Source organism: Acinetobacter lwoffii (assembly GCF_024129595.1).
GTDB lineage: Bacteria > Pseudomonadota > Gammaproteobacteria > Pseudomonadales > Moraxellaceae > Acinetobacter > Acinetobacter lwoffii_O.
Genome location: NZ_JAMXXS010000014.1, coordinates 31,703 through 49,065, shown reverse-complemented (window position 1 = coordinate 49,065; position 17,363 = coordinate 31,703). Strand labels below are relative to the sequence as shown.

Genomic DNA, 17,363 nt, shown 5'->3' with positions numbered 1-17,363 from the left:
CTTAGTGATTTTCTGAAGCATGGTTAATCGTGTATTTTGGAATTTCGATTTCCAGATCTTCATCGTCCAGTTTAACCTGACAAGAAAGACGTGAATCAGGTTCTAGACCCCAAGCACGATCGAGTAAGTCAGCTTCAACATCATCCATTTCTTCCAGACTGTCAAAACCTTTGCGTACTACCACATGACAGGTCGTACACGCTGCTGACATATCGCAGGCATGTTCGATTTTAATGCCATTTTTCAGTAGGCTTTCACAAAGATTGGCATTTTGTTCGACTTCAAACTCAGCACCTTCGGGGCAAATCTGCGCATGTGGAAGAACTTTAATACGTGGCATAGTCGTTACCTTAAATTAGTTTGAGTTTGACCAGTCGTCGAGTTTAGTGCCCTTAAGAGCTGCATCAATATGTTGATTCATACGTGCTGCTGCAAAAGCATCACTATGTATTTTAAGCTGTTCAACGGCAGATTCAATCGCTTTGATATCTGAACCCTGAAGCTGAGTTTCAAGTTGTGCTTGCGCAGTTTGCAGTGCTGCAAGCTGTTCCTCAGTCAAAAGACCGGCATCCGCTTTGAGTGCCTGAACCAGTGCTTCCAGTTCACGCTGTGCTTCAACTTTGGTTTCATTCAAATGACGAAGATTCTTATCTTCTTCAGCGAATTTATAACCGTCTAGTAATAGGCGTTCAGTATCTTCACCAGACAAACCATAAGATGGCTTGATATCGATTTGAGCCGTCACGCCAGAGGTGGTTTCTTTCGCAGATACAGTCAGCAAGCCATCAGCATCGACCTGGAACGTTACTTCAATACGTGCCTGACCGGCAGTCATTGGCGGAATGCCATGCAGCACAAATCGGCCCAGACTACGGCAATGTTCAACCAGATCACGTTCACCTTGAACCACATGAATTAACATGGCAGTCTGGCCATCTTGATAAGTGGTAAATTCCTGACGACGAGCGACTGGAATCGCAGTATTACGCGAAATTAATCGTTCAACCAGTCCGCCCATGGTTTCAAGACCAAGAGACAGAGGCGTCACGTCTAATAACAATGAGCCATCAGTCGAGTTGCCAATCAATTGGTTCGCAGTAATTGATGCGCCAATCGCAACCACTTCATCCGGGTTAATGGTGCAAAGTGGTTCTTGGTTGAACACTTCACGCACGGCTTTTTGTACTGCATAAGAACGTGTCGAGCCACCGACCAAAACGACATTCTGAATGTCATTTAGTTCAAGCTTGGCATCACGCATCACACGCTTACATACGCTGATGGTTTTATCCAAAGCAACTTTAATGATCTCTTCAAATGTCGGACGGTCAAGCGTCAATACCTGATCAAGCAATTTGAGTTGAACTGAATCTGCATCAGACAAAGCTTCTTTGGCTTTGCGTGCCGCAACGACAAAATGTGCATATTCTGCATCATTCAAAGTGTCGATATTCAGCTGTTTCTTGGCCCATTTCAGGATCAAACGATCCAGGTCATCCCCACCGAGAGCGGTGTGGCCACCGGTTGCCAGAACTTCAAACACACCTTGAGAGAAGCGCAGGATCGAAACGTCAAAGGTACCGCCGCCCAAGTCATAAATTACATAGTTACGATCTGTACTCAGATTGCTTTCTTGGTCCAGACCATAGGCCACAGCAGCAGCGGTTGGCTCATTCAATAAACGTAGAACATTCAAACCGGCAAGCTGGGCAGCATCACGGGTTGCCTGACGCTGTGCTTCATCGAAGTACGCCGGAACTGTAATAACGGCACCATTGACCGGATTTTGCAGACTGGCTTCAGCGCGGTCTTTCAACTGCTTTAAAATTTCTGCAGAAATCTCAACCGGCGTCTTACGGCCTTGCGCAGTTTCAAAAGCTGGCATTTCATTGGCTTCACCAACCAAGGCATAAGGATGCTGGAATTTGATGTCAGCTTTCGAACGACCCATAAATCGTTTCACAGAAACGATGGTGTTTTTAGGGTCAGTAGTAATGAAAGGCGCAGCTTCATTGCCGTATTGAGTCTGTTGTTCTGCATAATGCACGATAGAAGGAAGTAGCACACGACCTTGTTCGTCATTAAGTACTTTGGCTTTACCTGAAAGAACCGTGGCAACCAAAGAGTGGGTGGTGCCTAAATCGATACCAATCGCAATGCGGTGTTCATGTGGTGCACTTGATTGACCTGGTTCTGCAATTTGCAAGAGAGCCATAGTGTTACATCCTTTGCACGTTAAATGTTAAATACTAAAAATTAGAAATCATCATCAAGATCAAAGCTGTCATCGTCCAGGAAGCGGTCTTCCGCTTTGTCGATATCGGCCATGACTTTAACGAAGAAGCGTAGTTTGCGCACTGTATCGCGTGCTTCGGCCCAGTCTTCATCCGCATAATCAATTTTGAACTCGCGAACCAAGCCTTCAATCCATTGCTGGACTTCGACTTTCAGTGAAGTTAAATCTTCAGCAGAAGTTGCATCGTCAAGTTGTTCACGAATTTCCAGAGCGCCCTGCAAGAATTCAAAATCACTGATCGACTGATCTAAGTGATAATCCTGTTTCTTGAGAGACAGTAAATACGCTGCACGGCTATCGACCGCTGACAAGGCTTTAAATGCCTGATTGATATCACTTGATTTAATCAGAGCCTGATCTTTGTCTTCAGCTTTATCTGGATGATATTGTTGCTGCAACTTTAAAAATTCAGTCTTTAAAGCCGCCAAATCAATATCGAGTGCTACAGGAAGGTTGAACAACTCAAAATGATTCATGGGAGATGGGATCCGCGATTAATGTGCAAAAATAACTGTATAAATGCAATTAAAACAGTGTGAAACACACTGTTTTAATGTCAAAAGAGAATAACTGCCGGGTTTATACAGTGAAGGATTCACCACAACCGCATTCGCCTTTTTTGTTGGGGTTGTTAAATTCGAAGCCTTCGTTCAAGCCGTTTTTAACATAGTCCATCTCCATACCTTCAAGATAAACCAGACTTTTCGGGTCAACGAATACTTTAACCCCAAACTGTTCAAAGGCTTGGTCATGTGCATCGACTTCATCGACGAACTCGAGCACATAGGCCAGACCAGAACAGCCTGAAGTTTTCACACCAACGCGAATGCCTTCACCCTTACCGCGATTTTTTAAATAATTGCTGATATGAGTTGCAGCATTTTCAGTTAAATGGATCATGAAAACTCCGTTAAAATTTCAAAACGTGGAACAATTAAGCTTTAACTTTCTTGCTACGGTAGTCTTCTACAGCTGCTTTGATTGCATCTTCAGCAAGAACAGAACAGTGTACTTTTACTGGTGGAAGTGCAAGTTCAGTCGCAATATCAATGTTCTTGATCGCTTGAGCTTGATCCAAAGTTTTACCTTTGAGCCATTCGGTCACAAGTGAACTTGATGCGATGGCAGAACCACAACCATAAGTTTTAAAACGTGCTTCTTCAATCACGCCTTCGTCGTTTACCTGAATCTGTAAACGCATCACGTCACCACATGCTGGCGCACCAACCATACCAGTACCAACGTTTTCAGCATTTTTGTCTAAAACGCCAACATTACGAGGGTTTTCGTAATGATCAATTACTTTTTCGCTATAAGCCATGTTGCTTCTCCAAACCTCGGGGTCAGCCTTAGTATTAAATATGGGGGTAAAAAAACTTTTCTCAATGAGATAGCAACGGATTTGTCACTATCTCAGGATGAAAATTAGTGCTCAGCCCACTCAACTTTAGAAAGGTCAATACCTTCCTTATACATATCCCAAAGCGGAGAAAGTTCACGTAACTTCTCAACAGCAGCTTTAGTGATAGTCAATACGTGATCGATATCTTCTTCAGTGGTGTATTTACCAAAGCTGAAGCGGATCGAACTGTGTGCAAGTTCGTCTGAAAGACCCAATGCACGAAGTACATAAGATGGTTCAAGTGTTGCAGATGTACATGCCGAACCTGAAGATACCGCAGCATCTTTCAATGCCATCATCAATGATTCGCCTTCAACGAAGTTGAAGCTAATGTTTAGATAGTTCGCAACGTTTTGTGTTGGATGGCCGTTCAGGAACACTTGTTCAAGACCTTGTAAGCCATTCCACAATTTATCACGAAGTACGCGTAGACGAGTCTGTTCAGCTTCCAGGTTTTTACCTGCAAGTTCAAATGCTTCACCCATACCGACAATCTGGTGAGTCGCAAGGGTACCTGAACGCATACCACGTTCATGACCGCCACCATGCATTTCAGCTTTAAGGCGTACACGTGGGCTACGACGTACAAACAGTGCGCCAATACCTTTAGGGCCATAGATCTTGTGCGCAGAGAAGCTCATCAAGTCTACTTTTAAAGTTGAAAGATCAATTTCAACTTTACCTGCCGCCTGAGCTGCATCGACATGGAAGAAAATCTTGTTAGCGCGAGTGATTTCACCAATCGCTGCAACATCAGTCACAGTACCGATTTCATTGTTTACCATCATCAGGGAAACAAGAATTGTGTCTGGACGGATCGCTGCCTGTACCATTTCAGGCGTAATTAAACCGGTTTGAGGTTGAGGCTCAATATAGGTAATTTCAAAACCTTCAGACTCAAGCTCACGACAGGTATCTAAAACTGCCTTATGTTCGATTTTAGAGGTAACGATATGTTTACCTTTAGATGCATAGAAATGAGCCACACCTTTAAGTGCAAGGTTGTCTGACTCGGTTGCACCTGAAGTCCATACGATTTCACGTGGATCAGCTTTAATTAAATTCGCAACTTGTTCACGTGCATATTCAACTTTTTCTTCTGCTTGCCAACCATACGCGTGTGAACGAGATGCCGCATTACCAAAGGTACCATCGAATGTTAAGCATTCCATCATACGTTCAGCAACCTGAGGATCTACAGGAGTTGTAGCTGCATAATCAAGATAAATCGGACGTTTCATGTCAAATACCTGTAACCGATAAAAGGGCTGAATCTAAAGGTGCTGATTTTTGGCGTAATGACACAGTCTGGACGTTGTCACGTGCAACCAGATCAGCAAGCGAGATTTTTTCTAAATAATCGGCGATGTGATGGGAGAGTTCCTGCCATAAATCATGAGTCAAGCACATCGCGCCATTCTGGCAATTGCCTTTATGGTCACAGCGAGTCGCATCAACTGTTTCGTTTACAGCTTCAATAATTGCTAACACAGTAATTTCATCTGCATTACGTGCTAAATGGTAACCACCATTTGCGCCACGAACACTAGAAACTAAACCATGACGCTTGAGCTTCGCAAATAACTGCTCAAGATAAGCAACAGAAATAGTTTGACGTGCTGCAATTTCAGCAAGCGTTATCGTTTTTTCAGAAGGCTGCAAAGCTAGATCAAGTAGAGCAGTCACAGCGTAGCGACCGCGAGTGGTTAGGCGCATGATTCGATACACATGGTTAGACTAGATGTGTAGATTTTATGAATCCCGACTAAATTAGTCAAGTTATTTTTAGTAGACCTTAGTGGGATTTAATTTTTGGAGAATGAAAGATTTACATGCTCAGCCAATTATACACTAATAACGTAATCAAAAGTACGCTGCTTAAGCCAAAAATGATGTTAATGCGCTTTTGACGGCGTTCAATCCGTTTCAGGCGGTTTTTATACTGTTTGACTTCCACTTGCAGGGTATTGATCTTGGAACGCTGCTCTTCAATTTTCTTTAGAAGCGGCGCAATACGCTTTTTAGAGGCAATAATTTCCGCTTCATCCGTCGGCGCATCAGACAGCCAGTGTTTCCAGTCGGCTAATACTTTAGGCAAACTGAATACGGTTAACAGATCACGAAACTCATCTTTTAAAACCTGATGACCATCAATACGCATGCTACGAATGCTACGACGATTACCAAAAATGAAAATTTTAATCAGATCGGGCAGTGTAGTGCGCACATCCAGGTCGACAATGCGGCCCGGTGCTTTGTGGTCAAATAATAGTCCATTGGGGGTGAATTGCACATAAAAGTCGAAATATGGAATATAGCTATTGATTTTAATCGAGATGTTTTCATCTACAAACTTTTTGGCCTGTAATGCAACGACACGATCATGCTTGAGAATGAAGGTAAATATTGTCTCTAAAACAATTAACGTCATCGTAAGCAACAAATGCGGTTGATTTTGACTTTGTTGCGATTCGCTCATATACAACCAATCCTTACCTGAAATATAAAGTGAAAAAGCTTCCTGCTTGTGAAGAGATTTCAGGGTTAAATCAAATTAGACTTGAAATAAATTGCTTTGTAGAACAGTTTATCAAATCTATCAAGTACTAAATTTGCTATTATGCAGTGGTTTTGTAGAATAATTTATAATAATTGCGCAGAAAACAAACAGGAGCCGTGCACATGGATAAGTCAAAAACAGCACAAGACTCAGCTGAAGCTTCGAATGAGAAAATGCTGAAACCCAAGTCTAAATCTGCCTCGGAGCGCAAATCGGTTCTTGATTTTCGTAAATACACCAAACAGATCTGGTTGGCTGGACTCGGGGCATTTTCACGTGCAGAAGAAGAAGGCAATAAACTGTTTGACTCGCTGGTCAAGGTCGGGGAAGAACTTGAATCTAAAACTGCAGATATTGCCGATCAAACTGTAGAGAAGGTTTCAGAAAAAGCCAAAGAGTCGGTCACAGACACCAAAGACAAAGTGGAAAAATTAATCGACAACTCTATTCATCACTCATTGAATCGTATAGGATTAGTCACACTGAAGGATGTACAGTATTTGGAACGTTTAATTCTCCAGTTGCATGCCAAGGTTGATCAGTTGACTGCGGAACAAGAAAAAATGAAAGAAGAATTGCCGAAAAAACTTAAATAAAATGACTTTATTTATTATTCAATGTTTTTTTCGCATATTTTTTGAAAAAAAAGAGGTTCTTAAGTATTGCGTTTATACCTAAAGCATTGCTATAAAGGCGTTATGGCATGTTAAACCAATTCTTGAACCTTAAATAAACGATATTAAGAGGACGTAATCTTCATGAATAAATCAGAATTAATTGATGCAATTGCAGAAAAAGGGGGATTATCTAAGGCTGACGCAGGTAAAGCTTTAGATGCTACAATTGCTTCTGTTACTGAAGCTTTAAAATCGGGTGATACAGTAACTTTAGTGGGTTTTGGTACTTTCGGTGTGAAAGAACGCGCTGCACGTACTGGCCGTAACCCACAAACTGGTGCTACTCTTGAGATCAAAGCAAGCAAAGTACCTAGCTTCAAAGCAGGTAAAGGCTTAAAAGACGCTGTAGCTTAAGCTTACCCAGCGACGAAACGCGCCTTCTTTGGCGCGTTTTTTATTGATAAATTTAATTGTGATGATTAACACATTCATTCAATGAGTATTTTCGGTTAGAATCCTTTGCAAATAAAATATTGGAATACTTATGGAAGCTTTTCGTAAAGTTATTAAGGGTTGGTTGGGCAAAGTCTTGCTCGTTCTGTTTTTGACCCCGTTAGCACTTGTAGGTATTGAAGGATATTTTAGCAGCGGAAACTCTGATGCGGCAAAATCAGTGAACGGGACTGAAATATCTCAAAAAGAATTAGAGTCACTGACCAAATCATTTAAAGAACAATATCTCAGTTATGCCAATGGGGATGAAACTTTACTGAATCAAAGCTTCATTGACCAAAAAGCCATGGATACGCTGGTTGCACGTACTTTATTGCTGCAACAGGCTGAAGAATTAGGGATCAGTCTCAGTGACCAGCAAATTGAACAGATGATTGCTCAGCAGCCTACTTTCCAGCAAGATGGCAAGTTCTCGAATGCTTTATATGAAAATTATCTAAAATCAATTGGCATGACTAATCGTGCTTTGATTGAAAGTTTACGTAAAGATCATGCGCTGAAGATGCTGTCATCAACTTTCCTGGATTATCCACTGGTGAGCCCAGTCGAAATGCAGCAGATTGCTGATTTGCAAACTGAACAACGTCATATTCATATTTCCAGCATTAATCTGGACAGCTATAAAAAAGATGTCAAAGTGACGGATGCAGATATTGCTGCCTATTATGAAAAACACAAAACGCTATTTAAACAGCCGACCAGTGTAGATGTCGACTATGTGGTGTTAAAGCCAAGCGATATTCAGGTGCAGAGTTTGGCGGTTACCGATGCTGAGCTTCAGGAAGCGTACACGGCTTTTGTCGCAACACAAAAACAGGCGGTTAAACCAGATGTGAAGCATATTTTAATTACGGCGGACAGTCGTAGTGATGCTGAAGCAAAAAAACTGGCGACCGACATTGCAGCCAAAATTAAAGCCGGTACCACTTTTGCTCAAGCTGCGGCACAATATTCTGAAGATCCTGAATCTAAGTCTAAAGGTGGCGCGCTTGCTGTTTATGAAGAAGGTGTATTTGGTACTGCATTTGACCAGACGGTTGGTTCTTTAAAATCGGGTCAGGTGTCTGCACCGGTGAAAACAGATTATGGGTACCATATTATTTCTGTGCAAACGCCAGATGTTGCAGTTCCTTCTTTTGAGTCGCAAAAAGCACGTTTATCTAAAGAAGTCTTGGCTGCTAAAAAATCCAATGCATTCTCTGATACGGTCAATACGCTAAATGATATGGTAGTAGGAAGTGATTCTCTGGATGTAGTTACTCAAGAAGTGAAAGGTGTGCAAGTCCAGAAAGCCCAAGGGATAACACTTTCGACCCGTGATCCTGTGCTGAGCGATGCTAACCTCAAGGTTAAACTGTTTAATGACGATGTTAAAAATGGTGATCGTAATGCTTCATCAAGCATTCAGTTGGCCAATGGTGATGTAGCTTGGATCAAGGTGCGTAATTATCATGCAGCTGGTGAACAAACATTGGCAGAAGCAAAACCCCGTGTTAAGGCTCAGTTGATTGAAGACAAGGCAGCTGCTTTGGCAAAAGCAAAAATTCAGAAAGCTTTGGATGAGTTCAAAACCAAACCGGCTGCAGCAGTGGCGAAAGGTGATTTGATCTTTGAAGATGCTGGCGTTTACACACGTGCTGAAGGTTTACTAAAACGTGATGTACAGCGTGCGGCCTTTAGTCTGCCGACACCAAAAGCAGGCCATTGGTCAGTGACCACAGCGAAAATGCCGAATGAACTGGTTGTGGTTGCGGTATCAGAAGTGAAGAAAAATCCGGTGGATGTATTAAGTGCAGAACAGCGTAGTGAGTTGGTGAAGTTATATCAGCAACTTCGTGGTCAGCAGGAATTTGATGACTATACGCGTTACCTGAAATCTCAGGCAAAAATCAAATAAAATTGTTGTATAAAAAAACCAGCCTGCGGGCTGGTTTTTTGTTTTCTAGGCAAATAATGGTTTAAGCACGAATAATCAGTTGATAACCGGTATATTTGCGCATATTAATCACGCCAGTATCCAGAATTAAATACTGGCCCTTGATGCCTTGTAATTTGCCACGAATCACAGGAGTTTTATCCAGATTATGCGATTTAATCTTTTCCGGATATTGTTGTACCGGATAAATAAACTCTCGTGCGAATTCATCTTCCAATACTTCAATATTTTCATTAAATTCTAGATTCTGATTAAATTCTTCGCGAATGCTTTGAATTTTAGGCGCAAATTCTTCCAGCAGTTGTTCACGCACTTCAATCAGGTTCAATGGTTCTGCTTCACCTTTCAGTAGCTTGCGCCAGTCAGTTTTATCAGCAACCTGCGTACCAAACATGACCTCAAGCTTTCCGGAAAGACGACGTGAGCCCACTTTCATAATCGGCAGGGCTTGGGTGGCACCCTGATCAAGCCAGCGAGTCGGCATTTGGCTGGTACGGGTAATGCCGACCTTTAATGCACTGGAATTGGCCAGATAGACAATATGTGGTTGGAAGCAGACATTCTGTGCAAATTCATCTTCGCGGCAAGTGCCCAAATGATAATGGCACGTCTCTGGCTTCATGATGCACATATCACATGAAGCATTGGTTTTAAAACATTTAAAACAGTGACCTTGCGAAAATGATTTGGAAGTTTTGTTGCCACAGGACACGCAGTAAATATTACCGGTCCATTCAATCTCGATTTCCTGGCCTAAATTAAACGGAAGATCAATTTCTGCACGATCTAAAATTAATTTATATTCAACATTTGCCCGCTGTATCTGTTGATCAGTTACACTAAGGTCCTTGAGGCCGACGTGCATTTTATGACAAATGCCCTGAAGTTCCATAAAAATTACTCACTTAAATCATAAGGATGCAGTTATGGCTGAGCAGAATGTCATTACCTCGATGCTAGACGATTTCGCACAGGAACAGCCAATTCATACTGCTATTTGTATTGGGCAGGACTTGAGCCAAGTCCAGTTTCAGCCAGCTATTCAATGGTCCTATTTTAGCGTATCTGACTTTTTAAATCTGCCTTTTCAGCAACGTTATGACTTGGCTGTGGTGATGTTGGATACTGCAGAAACAGAAAATTTGTCGGAGCAGATCATGAGTCAAATTCTGGTGAAATTACGTGATTTGTTTGCCAAACGATTGGTGGTAATCAGTCGGCTGCAAGATGAAAAGTTATTGAGAGCTTTGGGATTTACCCAGTTGATTGACAAGACCACACATGAGGCCGATTTTGCGCTGTGGCAGTTTAATATTTTAACCTATAAGCACGTGCCAGACTGGTTTAACTCCAAATTTTGGGCTAATCCGGAAAACTGGGATAAATTTCGCTGGTAAGCCAAAAACCTGCTTAACTAAGATTGCAAATATTAACACAATCTTGCCTAGACAATATGAGGGTAGGCCGTATTCTGTAATTAAGACGCACATAGGATATAGGACATGACAAACCTGAGTAGTATTGTGGAAATATTAGCAAAGCAGGCATTGGGTGGCGGGCAGTCGCAGCAAAAGTCCTCACAACAAGGTGGCTTGGCAGATATCCTGGGGTCTGTGCTAGGGCATTTAAACCAGTCGAATCCTCAGCAAAATCAAAATACTCAAAACCAGCAAAATCAAACCGGCCAGCAGAATCGACAAAATGGTCTGGGGACAATTTTAGGTTCAGTACTAAGTCAGTTTGGTGGTAGCAGCAATCAAGGCTCTGCCCAAGCTCGTTTCGGACTAGGTGGTTCTACCGGTAAAACCTTATTGATTGCAGTATTGCCTTTGGTGCTGGCCTGGATTCAAAAACAGGGCGGTTTACAGGGTGCATTAGACAAGCTCAAAGGACAGGGGCTTAATAGCCAGGTCGATGATTGGGTGTCGACCGGTCCCGGTGAAAATGCCAATGTCGATCCGCAGCAGGTGCAAAACCTGTTTGATGATCAGGAAGTTGAAGAAGTTGCACAGCAAACCCATGCACCGAAGCAAGATGTGTATAGTGCGATTTCACAGGTCTTGCCGCAGATTATTGATTCACTCACCCCGCAAGGTGAGCAGACCAGCAAGCAGGAAGCCAATAACGATATTCAAAATGTATTGAATATGGTTTCAGGACTTCTTAAAAAGTAAAACTAAACATTAAAAAATCCCGATATCTGTCGGGATTTTTTAATAACTATAAATGATTTGGAATTTAATCTAGATTCATGCTAAACAGCTGATTAGATTTACAAATTTTTTTGGCAATATAATGAGATTTTCTTGTACGTATCAGGATAATCTGTGACTGAAAACCAAGTTCACCAAACTCAGGTTCTACCTGTACATAATGTAGTTGTCCATACTCATCTCGTACCCGTGCTTGAGCAGAAAAACCGGGACGGGCATTGCCACTGGAAATTGTCGCCAGACGGCCAAGTAAATTGACATTGTTCTTTTTATATTTGGGTGGAATAACCTGATCCAGACAGTGAATCATAAAAATAGTAAAAAAAGTCGCAATGATCAAAGCCGGAATAATCAGGTAATAAGCAGGCAGAAATTTAAATTCTTGAGAATAGATCAGGAACTGTAAAACATAGCCGGCAAAGCTAAAATTCATCAGGAAGAAAAACACAATCAAGGTTTTGGAGAATTTGACGTTTAGTAGATCCATCTGCTGAAAGTCATAAGGTGAAATTTTTTGCAGAAACTTGCTGGGTCTGAGTCCAAAATAGAAACCAATGGTTTTCACCACACCGAACAGAATAATCGCCAATAAACTCAGATGAAAAGGCATCAGGTTATAGTCTAGAAAAAATGCAGGCATGGTAAAGTCCGTTTTAGTCTTATTCTGAGAGGTAAATTCCACCATCAGAATGCACGGTAATCTCTACTTTTTCAAGTGCTTGACCTTGGCAAGGCCCAGAAATGCATTCACCGCTTTCTACCAGAAACAAGGCGCCATGCGTGGAGCATTCAATAAATTCCTGATCGCGATCCAGAAACTGGTTTTCCAGAAATTCCAGTTCGACCTGCAAATGCGGACACAGGTTTTGATAGGCATAGAAGGCACCGTCACGCTGTGTGATAAAGATATTATCTCCATCGGGAAGCTCAAAAGAGCGTGCTTCGCGTTCTGGAACGTCTTCAGTCATGCAAATTTTAAACATTAAGCACATTCCTTTTGAAAGTCTTGTAATAATGCCGCATAGTCTTCAACTGCCAGGCGTGGACCAAATTGTGAAACCACCTGGCTCGAAATGAGAATCGCCAGTTCAGCCGCAGCTTGAAGACCCAAATTAGCATTCAATCCGTACAGGAAAGCCCCGGCAAAAGCATCACCGGCACCGTTGGCATCTACTGCAGGCACTTTACGGCCAGGAACAGTAAATGTATTTTGATAATCCGAAATCAGTGCGCCTTCAGCTGACAATGTAATGACAACGTGCTGACTGATTGTTTTTAATTTAAGCAGGGCTGCCTCAAGATTATCTGTTTCTGTATACATCAGCGCTTCTTGCTGGTTACATAACAGCAAGTCTACACCATCTGCAATCATTTCATCCAAACCGGCACGCGCGTATTGCACCATGGCAGGATCAGATAAAGTTAGGGCAATTTTAACGCCATTGGCACGGGCAATATCACGTGCTTGTTGTACGGCATGACGTGCTGTGTCAGAAGTTGATAAATAACCTTCGAGATATAGCCATTTCGCGCTATTTAGTGCGCTGAAATCAATTTGTTGATCAGTCAGTTCGGCCGTAATACCCAGATAGGTATGCATGGTACGTTCAGAATCAGGGCTGACCAGAACCATACATGTCCCTGTTACGCCTTCACTGATCGATTGGGTGGTGGTCTTAATACCTGCATCATTCAAACCCTTCAGGTAGATGTGCCCCAGTTCGTCATTTCCGACACGACAGCCATAAAATGCAGAACCACCGAGCGCAGAAAATGCCACGGTAGTGTTGGCTGCTGAACCGCCTGAAGCCTGACCCTTATACACTTGAGTCGCTTGAAGATTTTGATAAAGAGTGGCCTGAGTCTCACCATCTGCAAGTTGCATGGTGCCTTTTTGCAAGTGATGTGCAGTTAAAAAGTCATCAGAAACTTTAAATTCTTGGTCAATCAGCGCATTACCAATCGCAAAAAGATCAACAGTTGCCATGTTCAAATATCACATTAAAAATGAAAGTCCTAAGTTTACACGATTGCTTGGGATTGCTGTAGTTTGCTGAATCATTTTCAAATATTTTTCAAAAATGCTGTATTTTGTTCAGCAGCTATCTTTGGTCTAAAAACTGACTTATTTTTGTGCACTGGTGCGCTGCAGCATTGATTTAAGGATCACATTTTATTTATAAAGAGATATCGCTCCTGGCATGATACTTTAAGTCGCTTGGCAACTGTCATTCTTCACAACAATTTCAAATAGTGTGCGTATATGAATATTAAAATTGTAACAGCCGAACAACTCCCGGATCAGATCGAAACACTGGCAACTCTGGCACGTAAAGAAGGCTATAATTTGGTAGATAAGTTAATAGAAGAATATCGCACCGGGAAAAACTGCTTTAGCCACGCCAATGAATATCTGGTGGTGGCGCATGATGGCAAGAAACTGGTTGCCTGTGGCGGCTTAAACCAGCAATGGGGAGATAACGGCATTGAAGACCGCATTGGTCGTGTACGCCGTTTCTATGTGCATCCGAAATATCGTCAGCATGGCGTAGGCAAACAGCTTTTGGCTTACCTGGAGCAATTGGCACGTCCGCATTATTCAGCTTTGTGCCTGCAAACAGATACCCGACTGGCCGCCAGTTTTTATCAAAAGCAGAATTATGTATTTGTGGAAAACAATCCAAGCTATAACTATTTTAAATATCTGATTTCTTAAGCTTGTAAATACTCATCTAGATGCAGGAAGTAAATTTGATGATTTAATTTTCAAATGATCAAGTTTACTTAATTCGATCAAAATCCTCGGTTTTCAACGTGAATAATTTAGATAACTAAAGCTATAATGCGCTTAGTTATTTTAATTAAAGCATTAGGAGATCGCATGACTGTAGATGTCACTGAAACCATTTCTCAAACTGTACATCCTGCGTTTCAGTTGGTACGTCAACAACATGTTGAAGCTTTAGACATTTTCGTGTCTGAATATAAACATAAAGTGACTGGCGCCACACATTATCATCTGGCGACCAATCACGACGAAAATGTCTTTCTGGTGGCGTTTCGTACCCAGCCGATGGATTCTAAAGGCGAAGCACATATTCTGGAACATACTGCGCTGTGTGGTTCAGAAAAATTCCCGGTGCGTGATCCATTCTTCCTGATGATTCGCCGTTCACTGAATACTTTCATGAATGCCTTTACTGCGGCGGACTGGACTGCGTACCCATTTGCGACGCAGAACAGCAAGGATTTCCAGAACCTGCTTGAAGTGTATATGGATGCAGCATTTGCTGCGAACCTCAATCCACTAGATTTTGCCCAGGAAGGCATTCGCATTGAGCTGGAAAATGGCGAGCCTGTCTATAAAGGCGTGGTCTTTAATGAAATGAAAGGTGCGATGAGTTCGCCTTCAGATCAGTTGTATCACACGCTGGCGCATCATTTATTCCCAAATACGACCTATCACTATAATTCGGGTGGTGATCCTAAAGATATTCCTGACCTGACTTACCAAGAGTTGGTTGATTTCTATAAGTCACATTATCATCCAAGTAATGCAGTCTTCATGACCTTTGGCAATAAGACCGCATTCGAATTGCAAGAGCAGTTTGAACATCTGGCATTGTCTAAATTTGAAAAAGGTCAGACGCTGTATCCAACACCTGAAACCCGCCTGACTGCACCATTGACGGTTACAGACAGCTATGCGGTCGATGCCGAAGATCTACAGGACAAGACCTATCATGTGCTGTCATGGTTATTACCGGAAGCCAGTGACATTAAACTGCGTTTGGGCATGCGTTTAGTTGAAGGAATTCTGCTCGAAGATTCAGCATCACCACTGCGTCATTATCTGGAAACGTGTGGTTATGCAGATGCAACAGGTCCATTCATGGGCGTGGATGATTCTAACTTTGAAATGACTTTCTACTGTGCGGTGCAGGGTTCAAATCCTGAACATGCAGAAGAATTTAAAAATGGTGTGTTTAAGGTTCTGGAAGAAGTTGCCTCTAAACCGGTTGATCAGAACATGGTCGATGCGATTCTGCATCAAATTGAATTGCATCAGCGTGAAATTAATGGTGATGGTACACCGTATGGTTTAAGCCTGATTCTGAGCGGTCTGGGTAGTGCCATTCATCACCGTGATCCGGTCGAAGTCTGGGATGTGGATTCTGCGATTGCGGCAGTTAAAGAAGAGCTGCAAGATCCGATGTGGTTATCCAATCTGATCAAAGAGCATCTGCTGGATAATCCACATCGTGTCCAACTGACGCTGGTTCCGGATGCGACCAAATCTGCCAAAGAAGCAGCGGATGAAAAAGCGCGTCTGGCTGAAATTGGCAAGAATCTGACTGAAGAACAGAAAGCTGAAATTATTGCGCAGACTGAAGCATTGAATGTGCGTCAGGACACGCCGGATGACTTGAATTTATTGCCGAAAGTCGGTCTGGAAGATGTCCCTGCGGAATTGCAAATTGTTCAAGGCCAGTTGCGTGAGATTATCTGTAACCGTGTTGATACGCCGTTGAACCTGTATCATGCCGGCACCAATGGGATTTATTATCAACAGGTTCTGGTCAATATTCCGGATGAAGTGGTGCAGTCGCCTTACTTTAACCTGCTGTCGATCCTGATGGGTGAAGTCGGTGCGGGTGAGTATGATTATCTTGAGTTCCAGCAACTGCAAACAGCGGTAAGTGGCGGTCTGGGCATGGGTGCATCTTTGCGTTCTAAAGTCGATGACAAAAACAAGATTACTGCCTGGTTGACGCTAACGACCAAATCTTTGGTGAATCATCTCGATGCGATCCGTCTGTTAAAGATTGGTTTTGAACAGCTTCGTTTTGATGAAAAAGACCGTATTATCGAGCTGTTACAACAGCGTAAAACGCGCTGGCAGTCACGTATTTCCGGTTCTGGACATAGCTATGCAATGCAAACGGCTTCACGCCAGCATAGTGCATTGGCTTTGCGTGATTATCACAATACCGGTTTGGGTGCATTGAACTGGCTGATCGAACTGGTGTCTAAGATCGAAAAAGATCCGGCTGAATATGATCTTCTGATTGACGAGTTAAAACGAATTCATCGTGTTTTGTTGCAAGCGCCGAAGCAGTTCCTGTTAGTCTGTGAAGAGCCGCAGTCTGTGCATCTGATCGAAGAAATTCAGAATGTCTGGGACAAGCTTGCGGTGGATTCTGCACCAGTTGCACTGACTCAAGTCGAAAAAGTAACCCATGATCAGCACGAAGCCTGGTTGATTCAAGCCAATGTCCAATTCTGTGCGGCTGCTTATCCTGCTGTTGAAGTTTCACACCCTGATGCTGCTGCATTGATGGTGCTGGCAGGTTATTTGCGTAATGGCTTCCTGCACAGCGCCATTCGTGAAAAAGGCGGTGCCTATGGCGGTGGTGCGAGCTATGACGGCAATGCCTGTTCATTCCGTTTCTATAGCTACCGTGACCCACGTCTGGCAGAAACTTTCCAGGATTTTGATGCCAGTATCCAGTGGTTACTCAATGCACCACAACAGCCGCATCAACTGGAAGAAGCCATTCTGGGTCTGATCGCCAGTATGGATAAACCGGGTTCACCGGCAGGCGAAGCCATTACTGCATGTTATTCTTACTTGCATCAACGTACACCAGCGTTCCGTAAAAAATTACGTGAACGTTTATTGAATGTCACACTGGATGATTTGCAGCGTGTTGCACAGACCTATCTGGTCGAGCAGCAGGCGACGAAAGCAGTTGTGGCACCAGTGGCAAAACGTGAAATGCTGGAGCAGCTTGGTTTTGTAATTCAACAAGTTCTATAAATAAA

Annotated in this window: 19 protein-coding genes; 7 read left to right on the top strand and 12 right to left on the bottom strand. The window is 42.7% G+C overall.

Annotation, left to right across the window (positions count from 1 at the left end; all coding sequences use genetic code 11):
* Window position 1: 1 nt before the first annotated feature.
* From fdx to NI466_RS08550, 8 genes are all read right to left on the bottom strand, one after another.
* Complete coding sequence (fdx, locus tag NI466_RS08585; protein WP_004279821.1) at window positions 2–340, bottom strand: ISC system 2Fe-2S type ferredoxin; 339 nt, start codon at window positions 338–340, stop codon at window positions 2–4.
* 15 nt (window positions 341–355) lie between these two features.
* Entirely contained in the window at window positions 356–2,215 is a 1,860-nt protein-coding gene (hscA, locus tag NI466_RS08580) for a Fe-S protein assembly chaperone HscA (RefSeq protein ID WP_253173338.1), read from the bottom strand.
* Window positions 2,216–2,256: 41 nt separating this feature from the next.
* Window positions 2,257–2,772, bottom strand: coding sequence for a Fe-S protein assembly co-chaperone HscB (gene hscB / locus NI466_RS08575; protein WP_253173337.1), 516 nt, complete (start codon window positions 2,770–2,772; stop codon window positions 2,257–2,259).
* Window positions 2,773–2,875: 103 nt separating this feature from the next.
* Window positions 2,876–3,196, bottom strand: coding sequence for an iron-sulfur cluster assembly protein IscA (gene iscA, locus NI466_RS08570; RefSeq protein ID WP_005107159.1), 321 nt, complete (start codon window positions 3,194–3,196; stop codon window positions 2,876–2,878).
* A gap of 34 nt (window positions 3,197–3,230) precedes the next feature.
* Window positions 3,231–3,617, bottom strand: a complete 387-nt coding sequence (gene iscU, locus NI466_RS08565; protein WP_004279815.1) for a Fe-S cluster assembly scaffold IscU — start codon at window positions 3,615–3,617, stop codon at window positions 3,231–3,233.
* Window positions 3,618–3,721: 104 nt separating this feature from the next.
* The gene (locus NI466_RS08560) at window positions 3,722–4,939 is read right to left on the bottom strand and encodes an IscS subfamily cysteine desulfurase (RefSeq protein WP_004279813.1); all 1,218 of its coding nucleotides are present in this window, start codon (window positions 4,937–4,939) and stop codon (window positions 3,722–3,724) included.
* 1 nt (window position 4,940) lies between these two features.
* Entirely contained in the window at window positions 4,941–5,414 is a 474-nt protein-coding gene (locus NI466_RS08555; protein ID WP_004279811.1) for an Rrf2 family transcriptional regulator, read from the bottom strand.
* A gap of 112 nt (window positions 5,415–5,526) precedes the next feature.
* A complete protein-coding gene (locus tag NI466_RS08550) occupies window positions 5,527–6,177 on the bottom strand; it encodes a hypothetical protein (RefSeq protein ID WP_005107155.1) in 651 nt (216 codons plus the stop codon).
* Between the two features lie 203 nt (window positions 6,178–6,380).
* Here NI466_RS08550 and NI466_RS08545 point away from each other — a divergent pair, with 203 nt between their 5' ends.
* The 3 genes from NI466_RS08545 to NI466_RS08535 all read left to right on the top strand — a co-directional run bounded on the left by NI466_RS08545 (window position 6,381) and on the right by NI466_RS08535 (window position 9,285).
* Window positions 6,381–6,854, top strand: a complete 474-nt coding sequence (locus NI466_RS08545) for a phasin family protein (protein WP_184413218.1) — start codon at window positions 6,381–6,383, stop codon at window positions 6,852–6,854.
* 162 nt (window positions 6,855–7,016) lie between these two features.
* Window positions 7,017–7,289, top strand: a complete 273-nt coding sequence (locus tag NI466_RS08540; RefSeq protein WP_004279807.1) for an HU family DNA-binding protein — start codon at window positions 7,017–7,019, stop codon at window positions 7,287–7,289.
* A gap of 130 nt (window positions 7,290–7,419) precedes the next feature.
* Complete coding sequence (locus tag NI466_RS08535) at window positions 7,420–9,285, top strand: SurA N-terminal domain-containing protein (protein ID WP_253148171.1); 1,866 nt, start codon at window positions 7,420–7,422, stop codon at window positions 9,283–9,285.
* A 61-nt stretch (window positions 9,286–9,346) separates the two neighbouring features.
* Here NI466_RS08535 and NI466_RS08530 read toward each other — a convergent pair whose 3' ends face one another.
* Window positions 9,347–10,216, bottom strand: coding sequence for a DUF2797 domain-containing protein (locus tag NI466_RS08530; RefSeq protein ID WP_253173336.1), 870 nt, complete (start codon window positions 10,214–10,216; stop codon window positions 9,347–9,349).
* Between the two features lie 34 nt (window positions 10,217–10,250).
* Between NI466_RS08530 and NI466_RS08525 the strand changes: the two genes are divergently transcribed.
* Both NI466_RS08525 and NI466_RS08520 read left to right on the top strand, forming a co-directional pair.
* Window positions 10,251–10,721 carry a DUF6231 family protein gene (locus NI466_RS08525; RefSeq protein WP_253173335.1) on the top strand — a complete coding sequence of 157 codons (471 nt, stop codon included), beginning with the start codon at window positions 10,251–10,253 and terminating at the stop codon, window positions 10,719–10,721.
* Between the two features lie 105 nt (window positions 10,722–10,826).
* A complete protein-coding gene (locus tag NI466_RS08520; protein WP_253173334.1) occupies window positions 10,827–11,498 on the top strand; it encodes a YidB family protein in 672 nt (223 codons plus the stop codon).
* A gap of 64 nt (window positions 11,499–11,562) precedes the next feature.
* Here NI466_RS08520 and NI466_RS08515 read toward each other — a convergent pair whose 3' ends face one another.
* Genes NI466_RS08515 through NI466_RS08505 form a run of 3 tightly spaced genes read right to left on the bottom strand, consistent with a single transcriptional unit; the run spans window position 11,563 to window position 13,524 of the window.
* Window positions 11,563–12,177: an OB-fold-containig protein gene (locus NI466_RS08515; protein ID WP_253173333.1), complete on the bottom strand. Its 615-nt coding sequence runs from the start codon at window positions 12,175–12,177 to the stop codon at window positions 11,563–11,565.
* 19 nt (window positions 12,178–12,196) lie between these two features.
* A complete protein-coding gene (locus NI466_RS08510) occupies window positions 12,197–12,505 on the bottom strand; it encodes a Rieske (2Fe-2S) protein (RefSeq protein ID WP_004279797.1) in 309 nt (102 codons plus the stop codon).
* A gap of 14 nt (window positions 12,506–12,519) precedes the next feature.
* Entirely contained in the window at window positions 12,520–13,524 is a 1,005-nt protein-coding gene (locus tag NI466_RS08505; RefSeq protein WP_004646774.1) for an adenosine kinase, read from the bottom strand.
* 276 nt (window positions 13,525–13,800) lie between these two features.
* On the opposite strand from NI466_RS08505, the gene NI466_RS08500 reads away from it, so the two are divergent.
* Together NI466_RS08500 and NI466_RS08495 are read left to right on the top strand one after the other, a co-directional pair.
* On the top strand, window positions 13,801–14,253 hold the full coding sequence (locus tag NI466_RS08500) for a GNAT family N-acetyltransferase (protein ID WP_005107150.1): 453 nt from the start codon (window positions 13,801–13,803) through the stop codon (window positions 14,251–14,253).
* Between the two features lie 165 nt (window positions 14,254–14,418).
* A complete protein-coding gene (locus tag NI466_RS08495; protein ID WP_253173332.1) occupies window positions 14,419–17,358 on the top strand; it encodes an insulinase family protein in 2,940 nt (979 codons plus the stop codon).
* The last annotated feature ends 5 nt before the right edge of the window (window positions 17,359–17,363 follow it).

Bases quoted from the DNA above. Each gene is read 5' to 3' on its own strand.
- NI466_RS08530 (WP_253173336.1), bottom strand. From the start codon at position 10,216: ATGGAACTTCAGGGCATTTGTCATAAAATGCACGTCGGCCTCAAGGAC.
- iscU (WP_004279815.1), bottom strand. From the start codon at position 3,617: ATGGCTTATAGCGAAAAAGTAATTGATCATTACGAAAACCCTCGTAAT.
- NI466_RS08510 (WP_004279797.1), bottom strand. From the start codon at position 12,505: ATGACTGAAGACGTTCCAGAACGCGAAGCACGCTCTTTTGAGCTTCCC.
- fdx (WP_004279821.1), bottom strand. From the start codon at position 340: ATGCCACGTATTAAAGTTCTTCCACATGCGCAGATTTGCCCCGAAGGT.
- NI466_RS08560 (WP_004279813.1), bottom strand. From the start codon at position 4,939: ATGAAACGTCCGATTTATCTTGATTATGCAGCTACAACTCCTGTAGAT.
- NI466_RS08515 (WP_253173333.1), bottom strand. From the start codon at position 12,177: ATGCCTGCATTTTTTCTAGACTATAACCTGATGCCTTTTCATCTGAGT.
- NI466_RS08505 (WP_004646774.1), bottom strand. From the start codon at position 13,524: ATGGCAACTGTTGATCTTTTTGCGATTGGTAATGCGCTGATTGACCAA.
- NI466_RS08525 (WP_253173335.1), top strand. From the start codon at position 10,251: ATGGCTGAGCAGAATGTCATTACCTCGATGCTAGACGATTTCGCACAG.
- NI466_RS08520 (WP_253173334.1), top strand. From the start codon at position 10,827: ATGACAAACCTGAGTAGTATTGTGGAAATATTAGCAAAGCAGGCATTG.
- NI466_RS08555 (WP_004279811.1), bottom strand. From the start codon at position 5,414: ATGCGCCTAACCACTCGCGGTCGCTACGCTGTGACTGCTCTACTTGAT.
- NI466_RS08495 (WP_253173332.1), top strand. From the start codon at position 14,419: ATGACTGTAGATGTCACTGAAACCATTTCTCAAACTGTACATCCTGCG.
- NI466_RS08500 (WP_005107150.1), top strand. From the start codon at position 13,801: ATGAATATTAAAATTGTAACAGCCGAACAACTCCCGGATCAGATCGAA.
- iscA (WP_005107159.1), bottom strand. From the start codon at position 3,196: ATGATCCATTTAACTGAAAATGCTGCAACTCATATCAGCAATTATTTA.
- NI466_RS08540 (WP_004279807.1), top strand. From the start codon at position 7,017: ATGAATAAATCAGAATTAATTGATGCAATTGCAGAAAAAGGGGGATTA.
- NI466_RS08550 (WP_005107155.1), bottom strand. From the start codon at position 6,177: ATGAGCGAATCGCAACAAAGTCAAAATCAACCGCATTTGTTGCTTACG.
- hscB (WP_253173337.1), bottom strand. From the start codon at position 2,772: ATGAATCATTTTGAGTTGTTCAACCTTCCTGTAGCACTCGATATTGAT.
- hscA (WP_253173338.1), bottom strand. From the start codon at position 2,215: ATGGCTCTCTTGCAAATTGCAGAACCAGGTCAATCAAGTGCACCACAT.
- NI466_RS08545 (WP_184413218.1), top strand. From the start codon at position 6,381: ATGGATAAGTCAAAAACAGCACAAGACTCAGCTGAAGCTTCGAATGAG.
- NI466_RS08535 (WP_253148171.1), top strand. From the start codon at position 7,420: ATGGAAGCTTTTCGTAAAGTTATTAAGGGTTGGTTGGGCAAAGTCTTG.